We start from the raw sequence: 14,016 nt of genomic DNA on the forward strand, positions 1-14,016 counted from the left end.
CTTTATACTAACCCCAGAGAGTCAGCTAATCTTGATCGACTAATTCTAAGGAATCATCAATCAAAGCTGGCCGATAATTTTGAACAACCATCGGTAAAAAAGCCCCTCTTAAACCCTTTTTTATTCTCTCGGCCGTTTGATCAAAAACCACAAATAAAGGATGAATTTTTTCTGCACCTTCACTAAACATATGTTGTTCTCTGGGGGGCATTAACCATTCATATTCTTTATCTAAACATATTTGGGTTTCGCGCCAGCGTTTCAACAAATCAGAGAAATCTTCCCCCGGACGATGGATAAAAATCAGGATTTCTGAACCTAATTTAATTTTCCATTCTGGATCACACATCAGAATAACCAAATCACAGGCTAATTGTACCGTCTTTCTAGATTCCAGGGCAGAAGATGGACGAATTCTGACCAAGGGCAAGGGAATAGTAATTAAACTCTCTTCAGGACGACGCAGACTAGGAATTAACTCTAAATAAGGGCGATATTGTCGCAATAATTCGATCGCCCCCTCACGACAGCTGTATTCCGCTAATAAAGTTTCGTAAGACACAGATTCACCTAATCAAGTAAAAGGAGATGAAAATTAAAATCTTGCTGATTTCAAGCTACTGGCAATAGTCACTGATCACTGATCACTGATCAACTTATCCCAAGGCATCGAAGATTTTAAACATGGGCAGGTACATAGACAGAAGAATAATTCCCACCATCCCCGCAACACCAACCATCATCAAAGGTTCAATGATACTGGTTAAAGCTTTAACGGCCTGTTCCACCTCATCTTCGTAGAAATCCGCCACTTTCATCATCATGGCATCTAATTCTCCCGTTTCCTCGCCAATACTAATCATTTGAATCGCCAAAGGTGGGAAAACATTGGCTTTTTGTAGGGCCAAACTCATCATTCCCCCCTGTTGAATTTCCGCCTTGGCACCGGCGATCGCATTGGCAATTACCTGATTACCCACCGTATTAGAAACGATGTCGAGGGAACTTAAAATCGGGACACCAGAACGGGTCAGAGTCCCAAAAACCCGGCAAAATCTAGCCACAGCCGACTTTTCATTCAAATCACCAAAAAGAGGCATTTTAAGGAAAAAGTGGTCAATTTGTAGACGACCGATCGGGGTTTTGTAATAGCGACGTAGTAAAAAAACCGTGGCAGCAATGGTAACAATCGGAATTAAAATTAACCAACTACGCATCACACTACTTAAAAAGAGCATAAATTGCGTTAAGGCCGGTAGTGGCACCTTTAAATCGATGAAAATTTTCGCAAATACTGGAATTAAAAAGATCGTCATCCCGAAAAACACAATTACCGCCAAAATTCCCACCGCTACTGGATAGGTCATCGCCGATTTAATCTGGTTTTTCAAGCGGGCCATATCTTCCAAAAGTTTCGAGAGACGGTTCAGCACTTCATCGAGTACCCCCCCCGTCTCTCCAGCTTCGACCATACTGACATAAAGTTCATCAAAACATTCGGGATGTTTGGCCATCGCTTCCGATAACGGACTCCCTTGCTGTACCTCAGCGCTAATCGCTTGCAGGGCTTTTTTCATCTTGAGGTTACCGCATTGATCCCCCAAAACTCCCAAACATCTCACGATCGCCACACCAGCATTAATCATCACCGAAAATTGACGGGAAAAAACCGCTTTATCTTTGATGGAAATGCTCGTAAACATCAACTTTAAACCAGAAAGATCGATCTCTCCTACCGCTTTTTTGACTTTACCGACGGCGGCATATTTCGCCTTCAGCATCATCCGGGCCTGTTCGGGAGACATAGCTTCAACTTTCTCTTGGAAAACTTTTCCAGAGCTGCTTTTAACTTGTGCGACAAAAGTAGGCATAGGACAAATCAGTTATCAGTTATCAGTTATCATTTATCATTTATCAGTTCACTGTTTACAGCAAAAAACTTCCCACTTCCCACTCTCCCATAAGTAGTCGTGCAAAATTAATTTCCTAGTCGAGACTCCGAGACGGGAGACGGGATACAGCTATTAGGGATCGGATTTGAGTTTTCAGTTCACTGTTTACTGATCGCAGCAGCAGTCTGACGGAGTAGTGGCTTAGATGTGTAATTAATTGTGCTTAGATACTTAAACAGGATTTAGTATTAAATCCGGGCTTTAGTTTTAGCGTTAGCGCTGGCCCCAGCGATAAGACGTTGTAATTCATCGGGTTTGCCGCTTTTAGAAATGGCCTCTTCCAACGAGACAACACCCCTAACAACTAAATTAGCTAATCCCTGTTCCATGGTTTGCATTCCTAACTTCATTCCCGTTTGAATTGCTGAATAGACTTGGGGGGCTTTTCCTTCGCGTATTAGGTTGGCGATCGCTGGAGTTACCACCATGATTTCCTGTACCATTGCCCGACCAAATTCCCCCGGTTTAGGATTTTTTTTCTTGACTAGGTTTTGACTAAAAACTGCTAGTAGAGAATTGGATAACATGGCGCGAATTTGTGCCTGTTGGTTAGCAGGAAAAACGTCAATAATCCGATCCACTGTTCCCGCTGCCGAGCTAGTGTGTAGGGTTCCGAAGACTAAGTGACCGGTTTCCGCCGCCGTGATTGCCAAACTAATTGTTTCTAAATCCCGCATTTCTCCCACAAGGATAATATCAGGATCTTCCCGTAAAGCGGCTCTTAATGCGTTAGCAAAACTCTTGGTATCTTCTCCTTTTTGTCGTTGGTGAAACAGGCTTTTTATATTAGGGAAAACGTATTCAATTGGATCTTCTACAGTTAAAATATGCTCGGAACGAGTCCGATTAATTAAGTCTAAAATTGCCGCTAAAGTGGTAGTTTTACCTGAACCTGTTTGCCCAGTTACGAGAATTAATCCCCTCGGTCTTTCCGATAATTCCCGCACTACTTCTGATAAATTTAATTGTTCAAAGTTAGGAATTTTAGAGGACAAAGCCCGTAAACAAGCTGCATAAGCCCCCCTTTCTTTATAAACATTGACCCTAAATCTTGCCAATCCTTTCACCCCGTATGAACAGTCTAATTCCCAATTCTGCTCTAACTCTTTTCTTTGAGTATTATTGAGCATACTAAAAATCAATTTCTGACAATCTTGCGGGGTTAAAGATTCTTGATTAATCGGGGCGAGTTTGCCACTAATGCGAAAATAGACCGGCGCACCAGACTGAATGTGCATATCGGAACCGCCCATCTCGACCAATTGTTGCATTAAATCTTCGATCATTAATTCCATAAGTTAAACCCCATCTATAAGGTAAAATCAGTGAACAGTAACCAGTAACTATTGAAAAGACATTGGGAAAGTGCTATTTAAGACTACTCACTTAATACTCCTTACTTAAAACTCAAATCTCATAACTGATAACTGATAACTGAAAAACTGTCTTAATTACTAAATCGCGGTGTCATACAATAGGGACAATCGAGCCATTCTGGTTGTAGTTCGGCGCGACAACCACGACAGATTAAACCGCTTTTCCGTTTGGCTTTTAGTTCCGCTTCCAGACCAGAATCGGTAAATGTCACCCGTTCCACTTCTTCGAGGGTGGTGTAACCCTCGCGCACCAGATTTAAACTGTAGGCTAGGAGTGTCACCATGCCCTCATCGACGGCCGCCTCCTTAATGCGATCGGTGGTTGCCCCTTGGTTAATTAACTGCTGTAGTCGTTCACTATTCTGCATTACCTCATAGACACCGACGCGACCTTTATAACCGCTGCCGCTACACTTAACGCAGAGATTGCCCTGTTTTCGTGCCTGTTGAATTTCTTCTATGGTTAGGGTATTAGCCTTATAAAAGGTCACTTCCCGTTCATTGGCGGCGGCAAGACCAAAACGGGCCAATTCCTCTTGGCTGGGGTGATAGGCGAGCCGACACTCGGTACAGACGCGCCGCACGAGACGCTGGGCTAAGACTCCCAAGAGAGAACCAGAAATCATAAACGGTTCAACCCCCATCTCATCGAGACGAGCGATCGCACCTGCGGCATCGTTGGTGTGTAGGGTAGTTAGGACCAAGTGACCGGTTAAGGCGGCCTCGATCGCTGTTTTGGCCGTTTCCTTGTCCCTAGTTTCTCCCACCAGAATCACATCCGGGTCTTGTCGCATGAATGCCCGCAAAATCGAGGCGAAATCCATGCCTTTTTCGCGAATTACCTGCACCTGGGTGATGCCTGGTAGAGAATATTCGATCGGGTCTTCGGCGGTACTAATATTGACCCCAGGGTGATTTCTTTCGGCTAACACCGAGTATAAAGTGGTGGATTTCCCCGAACCGGTGGGGCCTGTAACCAGCAACAGACCAAAAGGATGACTGGCCAAGTCTCGGACGATTTGCAGAGTCTTTTGAGCGGTGATCAGTTTATCTAAACCCAACTGGGTAGCCGAGTTGTCGAGAATCCGTAAACAGACTTTTTCCCCGTAGCGACTGGGCAGGGTATTAACCCGAAAATCCACTTTCCGCCCTCGATACACCCGCCGAATTTTACCATCTTGGGGAAGACGACGTTCGGCGATATCGAGATCGGCCATGATTTTAAAACGGGCAGTGACCGCCGGGGTAATTTTTTTCGGCAGTGGATCAAAAGCTTGATGAAGAACTCCATCTTTGCGAAAGCGAATTTTCAGGAATTCTTCTTGGGGTTCGATGTGAATATCGGAAGTCCCTTCCTGTAGGGCTTTAGCTAGAATTTTATTGACGAGGTTGATGACGGGAGCTTGATTAGCTTCCCCTTCTCCGAGATCATCGGCCACTTCATCGTTAGCACTCCCGGAGGCCACATCAATATTGCCGACAATATCGGTGAGATCCGAGAGTTTTTCCAGTTCTTTTTCTTTTTGGAGTCGGGCTTTTTCCTGTTCTAGTAGTCTGTCAAGTTTGAATTGAGGGATAGAGTTTTTTTAACTTAATACGAGCATCAGCAGTAGTAAATCTCCAGTCAACTGAATTTGACTTTTCATTTCGATTTTCTTCCCATGCCTTAATTTCTTGTTTTAAACTATCCATGTCTGGGATACGACGATCGAGACATTGACGATTCAAAACGCTCAACTCAATTTCTGCCATATTTAACCAGCTGCCATGTTTGGGAGTGTAATGAAATTCGAGTTTATCTAAAATTCTCTTGGCCTCTTCCGGTTCAAAGGCTTTATATAATGAGGCTTTTACATGAGTATTTAAGTTGTCTTGAATTACTCTAATTTTCTGGGCATCGGGATAACGCTCATCAACTAAATATTTCATTTGGTGTGCATAATCGCTCGCCGTCCTTTGTTGTGTAACTTCTACATGTCGCCAACCTTGTAATGGTTCAAAAAACATAAACATATTGGCTACACCATTACGCTCATATTGATAGTCATACCTTTCTGGTTCTCTCGGTTCGGCTGGTATTTTCTCTTTTGTTTCTTTGACTAATTGTTTACAACTCTCATCAAAACACAGCCAAGGATTTTGCTGGTCATACTCACTATGATAAATATCCAAGACATCTTCCATCGCACAGACAAACTCCGCTGATTCTTTTGGGGGAATGACCCATGATTGATTCAGCCATGGTTTCAATTCATTTTTTTTAAGGTTTTTCTGATGGTTTCTCGTGATATTTTTTCCACATATTCAAGTTCGACCATTTTATCTGCCAGCATTTGAAGTGTCCATTTTGCTCGTCCCGTTGGTGTTTCACTACAAGCGATGGCAATCAGATATGCTTCCTTTTCCCCATCGATAATTTTGGCACGGCGATGTTCTTGCTTTTTTCGAGTTAATGATGATTCAATTCCTGACTCGACAAATCTTTGTCGTACTCTCTCAATGGTGGCTTGAGCAACATTTAAGGCTTCACTAATTTTCGAGTCAGTCCAACCACCTTCCTGTTGATTGATGTCTGCTAAAAGTAGTATTCTGGCATGGTTCATTTTGTAAGCTGCTATTTTTCCTTTCTTGGTTAGCTGCTCGAGTTCAGTTCTTTCGGAGTCTGTTAGATCTACAATATATTTTTTCTTCGGCATTTTTTTGTCTGAAGTTGGATAACTTCTTCCAGATTAGCTCTTTTTTTATCCCTCAAAACAAAATTGATGCTCTACTAGCTCCGATTGAGCCGAGTGGAATTTTTCCAGTAATCTTTCATAATCTTCGCTGGTAATCACCAAACGCTGTAAACCTAACTCCCTGGGGCGGAGGATACGATTGATATCGTCGGTAGCCTCTAGGTTGTCGGGATCGACCATGGCTATCAAAATCGCGGCTGGCTCTCCTTCGATCTTTCGCAGGGGGATGAGACGATAGCGACGACAAAGATCGATCGGAATCAAAGAATCGATCAATCGGGCTATTTCCAGTCCATCCAAATCGGTTAATTCGGGGTCGATCGATTCGACTCCGTAAAGAATTTTTAATTCAAATAACTGGTTTTTCTTATACTGTCGCTGTAAATCCGGGGGCAAAGGGCGCCCGGTTAGTTTTTGTAATATTTCTACTAGCGATCGTCCCGATTTCCGTGTTTCCACTAGGGCCTGTTGCATTTGCTCGGCACCGATATAGCCCGACTGCACCAACTTGTTACCAAAGGGGGAAAAGTAGTTGCGTAGGGCAACGGCACGGGTTTTCTTGGAAGAAAATGTCATAGAAGATTCTGAACCTCTCCACTACCCTTAAATGTTCCCAATTCTACTGGTAAAATTGCATTCTAGCAAAAATTTTTCTAGATCACCGATTATCTATCGGGGTCGCTCGGACCGCTGCTAACCTGTTGACTATCTAGGGTTTGCGGCAAAAAGTTTTTCGGTGGGGGTAGGAGTCTCCGAGTCTCCGAGTCAGTAGCCGGTCGTTTCAGGCTTTGTTGCCCTTGTTTTTTTTGTACCAAGCTATGTACTATAAGAAGGATAATGCCAGGTTTTTGAAAGTCCCAATCCTATTTTCGCAGCATGAACATCGGATTTTAACAGGTCAAAAGCCTTATTTTAAAAGGGTTTTACCATTATTCAGCCAACCCTATCTAGGGTCTGCTGAATAAATCTAAAAACCTTGTTGGATAGGACTTTTAGACTTTTTTACCCTCAAAAAGTGCCAGCCATTGCGGGGATCGGGGGGAAAATTCAGGGACTTTTTCTCTGAAAATTAGGTAATTGACCAGATGAAAATTGGTAAAACCCTACACCCTACACCCCACACCCCACACCCTACCCCCACGAGAAACTTTTTCAGCATACCCTATCTAAATTACTCGTTAAGATTGCAGGGGAGCGCCAGAGAAGGGCGCGCCGGAGCAGGGAGATGGGGAAGTGGGGAAGTGGGGAGTTTTTTGCTGTAAACAGTGAACAGTAAACAGCAATCAGTGAACTGAAAACTCACATCTGATAACTCACATCTGATAACTGATAACTGATAACTGATTCAAGACCGACGACCGACTCCTAGATCTAGTTACGGATATTGTCCACAAAATGTTACATTAAGGGTTAAACCTTGATTATTAGCTGGTACTTAAAGACCAAAATTAGCAGTAAATGGTCATATATTGCCAAATTCCCCACTAAAATTGTATACTATGAGTGCAGAACCAAATACCTCAGCAATTTTCGACGAAAACCAAGAATCCTTTCCTAATTCCCCTGAATCCCTTGCAACTGAATCAGAAACCAGTGTCACCGATGAAGTCAAAACGGTGACGGACCGGGCCGCCTCTAGCGAGGAATTTTCCTTTCTAGGCTCCATGACTATCGATGCTCTACAAGAGGAAATTGATACTCTCAAACAGCAGTTAGAGGAGCAAACCCAACAGGTTGATGCCTACAAGAAACGCTATATCACTCTAGCGGCCGAGTTCGACAATTTTCGCAAACGCACAGCCAAGGAAAAAGAGGAAATGGAAACAAAAATCAAGGGCAAAACCCTGATGGAAATTCTTGGCGTGGTGGATAATTTTGAGCGCGCCCGTACTCAAATTAAACCGGCTAATGATGGCGAGATGGGTATTCACAAGAGTTACCAAGGAGTCTATAAAACCTTAGTGGACAGTCTCAAGCGTTTAGGCGTTTCCCCCATGCGTCCAGAAGGTCAACCCTTTGACCCCACCTACCACGAAGCGATGATGCGGCATTACACCGATGAACATCCCGAAGGCACGGTGGTGGAGCAGTTAGTGCGAGGATACACTCTCGGAGAACAGGTTTTGCGTCATGCTTTGGTAAAAGTGGCCGCCCCCAAAGAGGCGGAGCCTAACGCCGATCAGTTAGAATCTACTTCCATTCCATCACAGGAATCCGTCTAAAATCCCGATGGGGATTAAACTGGTTTGAGGGCTAGGTATTAGCTGGTAGGGCCTGTATTCCCTCCCTATCCCCTATTCCCACTGAAAGACTTTTTCTCTCTTTACCTAGGGTTTGCGGCAAAAAGTTTTTCGTGGGGGCAGGGTGTGGGGTGTGGGGTGTGGGGTGTAGGATTTTACCCATAAGAGCCAAAGATATTATCCAACAAGGTTTTTAGATTTATTCAGCCAACCCTATTGATCTTTTAATTAAAAATGCTTCTATACCCAAGGTTTTTGCTCCTTGGTAGTCCTCTTTTTTACTATCGCCAATATGCCAAGCTTGTGCGGGGGAACAATCATGTTTTTGCAGGGCGATTTGAAAAATTTCAGGATCGGGTTTAGCGACTCCTGCATGGGAAGAAATCGTGATCGATCGAAAAAAATATTCTAAGCCTAATTCTGCCAAAACTTGGTAGATACGACTATCAAAATTAGAAATAATGCCCAACTCGATCCCCTGAATCTGCCAGAGTCTTAAAGCGGGAATGACATCCTCGTACAGCACCCAAGGCTCGGCCGTGGCAAAATGATGATAAAGTTCGCCAAAAAAAGCCTCAAAATCGGGAAATCTTTCCAGATAACCTAATTTATTAAAAACTGCCCCAGTCAGCGATCGCCACCAGCGATACTCTAACTGAGGAATTTGTGCCGGTTCAACATCAGGAAAAGCTAGGGGTGGAGAATTGGGGAAAATAGCCAAGAAAGATTGTTCTAGACTCTCTGCAGCCACCTCTACCCCAAAATCCGCCGCTATTTGGCTATAAATTGCTCCGACACTGCCTTTTACCCCAAAAAGAGTACCCACAGCATCGAGAAAAATAACTTGCGGTTTCTGCATGAGAGTTTTGTCTATAACGGTCGAACTGAGGTTTTTAGGGTCGGTCCTTTAGGTGGCCTAACACACCTAACAATTGCTCATTTTAAAGGATTATGGCCGAAATTCTCGGATCACTTGCCCAACCCTTAATACCTCTGCCACCGTCCATGCTTGGGCAAAAGCACCTCTCGGGGTAAAAGGGGCATTACCATCGAAAATTTCACTTAAACTACCGATACAGCTATCCCGAAGATGGTCGATCATCGGTGTTAAAAAACTCTCAGCCAGGATGGGATCGCGATAGACTTTTAGATGGGCTTCGATAAATGCCCCTAATAACCATCCCCAGACTGTCCCCTGATGGTAGGCACTATCTCTTTTTAAGCGATCGCCACTGTAAACGCCACGGTAATCAGGATGATCGGCATCTAGCGATCGCAAGCCGCGAGAAGTCAAAAGTTTTACAGTACAAATATCGACAATGGCCTTTTTCTGTGGGGAATTTAATAACTCCTCCACCGACAAAGACACGGCAAAAAGTTGATTCGGTCGTAAACTGGCATCATTACCCTTGTCCGTATCCAAAACATCGTAACAATACCCTAGAGAATCGTCCCAGAAGCGAGAAAACCCTTTTAAGGTCATTTCTCTCATTTTTTCGTAATCAGTAGCATCCATGCCCAAATACTGGGCAAAATGACCCATAATTTTTAGGGCATTGAACCAAAGGGCATTAATTTCTACGGGTTTGCCGATGCGGGGAGTAATCACTAGATTATCAACTTTGGCATCCATCCAAGTTAATTGTACTCCCGCTTCCCCGGCATAGATCAAACCATCGTCATCTAGGTGAATATTGTAGCGAGTACCGCGACGAAACCAAGCGATCACTTCCGTTAAAGCGGGATAAATAGTTCGGAGAAACTCAAAATCTTGGCTTTGGTTAAAATAGGAACGAAGGGCTTCAAAATACCAAAGAATAGCATCGACAGCGTTATATTCAGGGATTTCTCCCCCATCGGGCAGTAAATTGGGCAATAAACCCCAGTCTAGATAACGGGAAAAAGTTAGTAAAATCTGACGGGCGATCGCAGGTCTGCCTGTAGTCAAAGTTAATCCTCTTAGGGAGATCATCGTATCGCGACCCCAATCACCAAACCAAGGATAACCTGCGATTATCGTTTTGCCGTCCGGTTGATCCCGGAGAGGACGACTAACGATAAACTGGTCGGCAGCGAGGGTCAGTTGTTGAATCCATTGAGGCTGCTGGGGATTAATCAGACTATTCTCGTAGCGATAGCGAGACTCTAGAGAAGATTGACCGTTTAAATTCGGATCGGGACGGGTACTAGCGGCAATTGTCACCGATTCTCCCACTTTGAGAGTAGCCGAAAAACTGGCAGCATGGAGATGATTTTCCCGATCGATTAAACCACGATAACGTTCCACGGCCAAATCAAAGCGATAATACCAGATATGAGCGCAGAAAACCTGTCCTTGACTGATTAATAGATAAAAAGGTACAGCATGGTCATAGGCAATCACTCTGACTCCTTTTTCTAGGGGACTAATAGCCATTTGCCAGTTAAAACCCTGGGTATTGCCGTGAAAATCACGATAATTGACAAAAGCAGTCAGATTCAGGGTTAAAGGAGAATTGCCGCGAAGGTAGGTATAGCGAGTATAGGTGGTATTTTCTCCCTGTTCCATCCAGATACGCTTTTCTAGTAAGGCATCCCCACAGATAAAAGTCCAGACGGGAATTGTCCCTTCCAGATGAAAACTTTCGATATTAATATAGCCTTGCGGTTCGACTGTACCACCTAACCAGCGATTGCTGGCCAGATGATAAATTTTCTGGTTATATTGTACCGATTCATCGATTTTAGTCACTAGAAGCGTTCTTTTCGTCGGTGGAGCCAAAGCAGCGATCAAGAGGCCATGATAACAGCGAGTTAGCAATCCGGCCACGGTTCCCGCAGCAAAACCACCGATACCATTAGTGACTAACCATTCGCGCTTTTCAGCCACCGGAAGACAATTACAGATATCCCGACCGAAACGGAGCTTGACCATGAGCTTCCAAATTCCTAGTAATTTTGTTATAATCAAAAATTGTGTCTTTATATCTATAGAGTAACTCTATCTTAAGGAGGAAAATCGGCAGTGAGTAAACGTACTTTAGAAGGAACCACGCGCAAACAGAAGCGCACTTCCGGATTTAGAGCGAGAATGCGGAGCGTCAACGGACGTAAAGTGATTAAAGCTCGTCGGAAAAGAGGGCGCTATCGTTTAAGTGTTTAGGTTATTCTGGGAACCGACTAATTTTCGTGGGATTACCCCAAGTTCACCGCTTAAAACATCGACAGGATTTTCAAGCTGTCTATGGAAAAGGGAGGCGTTATCACGGTTCCCACTTAACCTTAATTAGTTTAGAGGATCCTAGCCAGGATAAGCCTCTTCCCAGTCGTTTTGGTATTTCGATTAGCAAGAAAGTTAGTAAAAAAGCGGTGGTTCGTAATCGACTAAAAAGGCAAATAAGAGCGGTAATTCGGCAGTTATTGCCAGAAATAGCGACAGGATGGCGAGGGATAATCATTATCCGTCCCGAGGCGATCGAGTGCAATTATGAACATTTTTTGCGAGAATTAAAGCAGTTGTTAGTGAAGGCCAATATAATTCATGGGCATTAAAGAAGAAACTTTTTATGAAGGCGGTCCGCACATCGGCGACCTAATCATCAATATACTCCTAGGATTTACAGTGATTTGTTTACCTTTGACCGTTGGGGCGGTGGTGCGGGCAATCTGGTTAAGATATAAGATAACCGATCGGCGGATTTCAATCACCGGGGGTTGGATGGGACGCGATCGCACAGATATTATCTATTCAGAAGTGGCAAAAGTGGCAAAAATGCCGAGAGGAATTGGTCTTTGGGGGGATATTGTCGTAACTCTCAAGGATAGAAGTCGTTTAGAAATGCGCGCGATGCCGCAATTCCGGGAAATTCATGACTATATTGCCGAAAGAGTCGCCGATAAAACCGGTCGTCCCCTAGAATCGATCATCAGTCAATAAAACAAAATAATCGATCGCCGCGATTCGATAAATTAGATTTGTCAAAGTGAACCCCCATTAAACGAGAAGGCATAGATTAAACCCATGGATTTTGGAGTCGGATTTATTTCCACAAATATCATGTTGCCAATCCTAGATTTTTTCTTTCGGATTGTCCATAGTTACGGTTTCGCCATCATTGCTTTAACGCTGGTGGTCAGATTTGCCGTCTTTCCCCTCAGCGCCGGCCAGATTCGCAATATGAGAAAAATGCGCATCACTCAACCCTTAATGAAGGAAAGACAGACAGAAATTCAACAACGCTACAAAAATGACCCCCAAAAACAACAGGAGGAAATGGGCAAATTAATGCAGGAGTTGGGCAATCCCCTGGCCGGTTGTTTACCCCTGTTATTACAAATGCCGATTCTTTTGGCTTTATTTGCCACTCTGCGGGGTTCCCCCTTCTCGGACATTAACTACACCGTCGATTTACAAGTGCTGCCAAGGGAACAAATCGCCCTCGTCCAGCGCCAACCCTATGCCACCAAACCCCAAAACGTTTATATTGACGAGTCTCTCCACTATCCCATCACCGCTTTTTTACCCCAAGGCAATAAAATCGCCCCGGGAGAACAGCTAACAATCGACCTGCAAAACGACCAGGGCAAGTCTTTAAGTCAATTAGCCACGGAAGCACCAGAAAATAACCTAAACCCCACCTACGAGGTGGTTAAAGGTCAAGAACTGGTGCAAGTTAATGAAGACGGTTCCATCGTCGCTTTAGCCCCCGGAGATGCCAGTATTAAAGTTATCGTGCCGGGGATTGCCGCTAATACGGGTTTTCTCTTTATTGAGGCGCTGGGAAGAATTGGGGCAACCGGTGCGAATGGTGAAATTCACTGGGATATCTTGGCGATGGTGATCGCTTTCGGTATTAGTATCTATGTTAACCAAGAGTTATCCGGCGCCGGCGCGCCTTCGGGGGGGGCAGCCCAACAACAGCAAACGGTGAATAAAATCACCCCGATAATTTTTAGTATGATGTTCCTGTTTTTCCCCTTACCGGCGGGGGTATTGATGTATATCTTAACTGCGAACATCTTCCAAACTATTCAAACGGTGATTTTGATGCGGGAACCGTTACCGGAAAACCTGCAAAAATTGGTAGCGGAACAGGAAAAAACGGAAAAATCCCGCGATGCTCTCCCCTTTGAAAAACGTTCTAGCAAGAAAAAGGAAAAAACATCGTAATGAGTATATGGGAGCAAAATAGCGAGAACGCTAAACAATGGCTGGAAAAACTGCTAAAGTTGATGGCCATGCCCGCAGATGTCCAGATTGGTGTGCAGGAATTGGGAACGGGGCCTTCCTCCTGTTGGTTAATTATTGATAGCAGTCAATTGAGTCCCCAACAAGTGGAACTTCTCCTCGCTAATAAGGGTGAGGGACTGGATGCGATTCAATCCCTAGCTAATACGATTCTGAATATTGGTGTCGAGTCGGCAGAACATCAGTTCTATATTGTCGAAATCAATGGCTATCGTCAACAAAGACAGTCAGAACTTTTCGACTGGGTGAATCAAGCGGCGACGCAAGTGCGGCAAACAGGACAGGAAATAGAATTAAAAGCCCTATCTTCGGCGGAACGTCGCCAAATCCATGCCTTTTTTCAGGAAGAAAACGATTTAACCACGGAAAGTCGCGGCGTGGAACCCGATCGCCGGTTAGTAATTCGTTTAAAATAAGATCGAAGGGTGGGGTAAAACCTGCCCTCTTTTTTATTTTAGGCAGATATCTCCTGTCTCGGAGTTTCTT

The 14,016-nt window shown here is 44.2% G+C and carries 15 protein-coding genes and 2 pseudogenes; 7 read left to right on the forward strand and 10 right to left on the reverse strand.

What is annotated here, in order from left to right; translation table 11 throughout:
• Positions 1-25 precede the first annotated feature (25 nt).
• The 7 genes and pseudogenes from GQR42_RS20640 to GQR42_RS29025 all read right to left on the reverse strand — a co-directional run bounded on the left by GQR42_RS20640 (position 26) and on the right by GQR42_RS29025 (position 6,878).
• Positions 26-562, reverse strand: coding sequence for a hypothetical protein (locus GQR42_RS20640; RefSeq protein WP_158201415.1), 537 nt, complete (start codon positions 560-562; stop codon positions 26-28).
• A 94-nt stretch (positions 563-656) separates the two neighbouring features.
• Positions 657-1,871, reverse strand: coding sequence for a type II secretion system F family protein (locus GQR42_RS20645; protein ID WP_158201416.1), 1,215 nt, complete (start codon positions 1,869-1,871; stop codon positions 657-659).
• Positions 1,872-2,140: 269 nt separating this feature from the next.
• A complete protein-coding gene (locus GQR42_RS20650) occupies positions 2,141-3,247 on the reverse strand; it encodes a type IV pilus twitching motility protein PilT (RefSeq protein WP_158201417.1) in 1,107 nt (368 codons plus the stop codon).
• Positions 3,248-3,399: 152 nt separating this feature from the next.
• A pseudogene (locus tag GQR42_RS20655) lies at positions 3,400-4,878 on the reverse strand (GspE/PulE family protein); the annotation flags it as partial.
• A gap of 7 nt (positions 4,879-4,885) precedes the next feature.
• Positions 4,886-6,024, reverse strand: a protein-coding gene (locus GQR42_RS20660; protein WP_158199234.1) for an IS630-like element ISMae29 family transposase whose coding sequence is annotated in 2 segments (ribosomal slippage) — positions 4,886-5,592 and positions 5,592-6,024 — 1,140 coding nt in all. Because the reading frame shifts where the segments join, the coding sequence is not laid out codon by codon here.
• A 63-nt stretch (positions 6,025-6,087) separates the two neighbouring features.
• Positions 6,088-6,639, reverse strand: a pseudogene (locus GQR42_RS20665) (type II/IV secretion system protein); the annotation flags it as partial.
• 89 nt (positions 6,640-6,728) lie between these two features.
• The gene (locus GQR42_RS29025) at positions 6,729-6,878 is read right to left on the reverse strand and encodes a hypothetical protein (protein WP_233271104.1); all 150 of its coding nucleotides are present in this window, start codon (positions 6,876-6,878) and stop codon (positions 6,729-6,731) included.
• Positions 6,879-7,148: 270 nt separating this feature from the next.
• Between GQR42_RS29025 and GQR42_RS20670 the strand changes: the two genes are divergently transcribed.
• Together GQR42_RS20670 and grpE are read left to right on the forward strand one after the other, a co-directional pair.
• A complete protein-coding gene (locus tag GQR42_RS20670; protein WP_158201418.1) occupies positions 7,149-7,325 on the forward strand; it encodes a hypothetical protein in 177 nt (58 codons plus the stop codon).
• A 237-nt stretch (positions 7,326-7,562) separates the two neighbouring features.
• Positions 7,563-8,285 carry a nucleotide exchange factor GrpE gene (grpE, locus tag GQR42_RS20675; protein WP_158201419.1) on the forward strand — a complete coding sequence of 241 codons (723 nt, stop codon included), beginning with the start codon at positions 7,563-7,565 and terminating at the stop codon, positions 8,283-8,285.
• 31 nt (positions 8,286-8,316) lie between these two features.
• On the opposite strand, the gene GQR42_RS20680 is transcribed toward grpE, so the two are convergent.
• The 3 genes from GQR42_RS20680 to GQR42_RS20690 all read right to left on the reverse strand — a co-directional run bounded on the left by GQR42_RS20680 (position 8,317) and on the right by GQR42_RS20690 (position 11,217).
• Positions 8,317-8,475: a hypothetical protein gene (locus GQR42_RS20680; protein ID WP_158201420.1), complete on the reverse strand. Its 159-nt coding sequence runs from the start codon at positions 8,473-8,475 to the stop codon at positions 8,317-8,319.
• Between the two features lie 27 nt (positions 8,476-8,502).
• Positions 8,503-9,162 (reverse strand): HAD-IA family hydrolase, encoded by a 660-nt coding sequence (locus GQR42_RS20685; RefSeq protein WP_158201421.1) that lies wholly within the window; start codon positions 9,160-9,162, stop codon positions 8,503-8,505.
• 90 nt (positions 9,163-9,252) lie between these two features.
• Positions 9,253-11,217, reverse strand: coding sequence for an amylo-alpha-1,6-glucosidase (locus tag GQR42_RS20690; RefSeq protein WP_158201422.1), 1,965 nt, complete (start codon positions 11,215-11,217; stop codon positions 9,253-9,255).
• A gap of 90 nt (positions 11,218-11,307) precedes the next feature.
• On the opposite strand from GQR42_RS20690, the gene rpmH reads away from it, so the two are divergent.
• The 5 genes from rpmH to GQR42_RS20715 all read left to right on the forward strand — a co-directional run bounded on the left by rpmH (position 11,308) and on the right by GQR42_RS20715 (position 13,946).
• A complete protein-coding gene (gene rpmH / locus GQR42_RS20695; RefSeq protein WP_002739276.1) occupies positions 11,308-11,445 on the forward strand; it encodes a 50S ribosomal protein L34 in 138 nt (45 codons plus the stop codon).
• A gap of 26 nt (positions 11,446-11,471) precedes the next feature.
• Complete coding sequence (gene rnpA / locus GQR42_RS20700) at positions 11,472-11,834, forward strand: ribonuclease P protein component (protein ID WP_158201423.1); 363 nt, start codon at positions 11,472-11,474, stop codon at positions 11,832-11,834.
• Positions 11,824-12,219, forward strand: coding sequence for a PH domain-containing protein (locus tag GQR42_RS20705; protein WP_158201424.1), 396 nt, complete (start codon positions 11,824-11,826; stop codon positions 12,217-12,219). Before rnpA ends, GQR42_RS20705 begins: the two co-directional genes overlap by 11 nt.
• A gap of 84 nt (positions 12,220-12,303) precedes the next feature.
• The gene (gene yidC, locus GQR42_RS20710; protein WP_158201425.1) at positions 12,304-13,452 is read left to right on the forward strand and encodes a membrane protein insertase YidC; all 1,149 of its coding nucleotides are present in this window, start codon (positions 12,304-12,306) and stop codon (positions 13,450-13,452) included.
• Entirely contained in the window at positions 13,452-13,946 is a 495-nt protein-coding gene (locus GQR42_RS20715) for a Jag family protein (protein WP_158201426.1), read from the forward strand. Before yidC ends, GQR42_RS20715 begins: the two co-directional genes overlap by 1 nt.
• Positions 13,947-14,016 lie beyond the last annotated feature (70 nt).

Origin of the sequence: Microcystis aeruginosa FD4, assembly GCF_009792235.1 — a bacterium.
Classification (GTDB): Bacteria; Cyanobacteriota; Cyanobacteriia; order Cyanobacteriales; family Microcystaceae; genus Microcystis; species Microcystis viridis.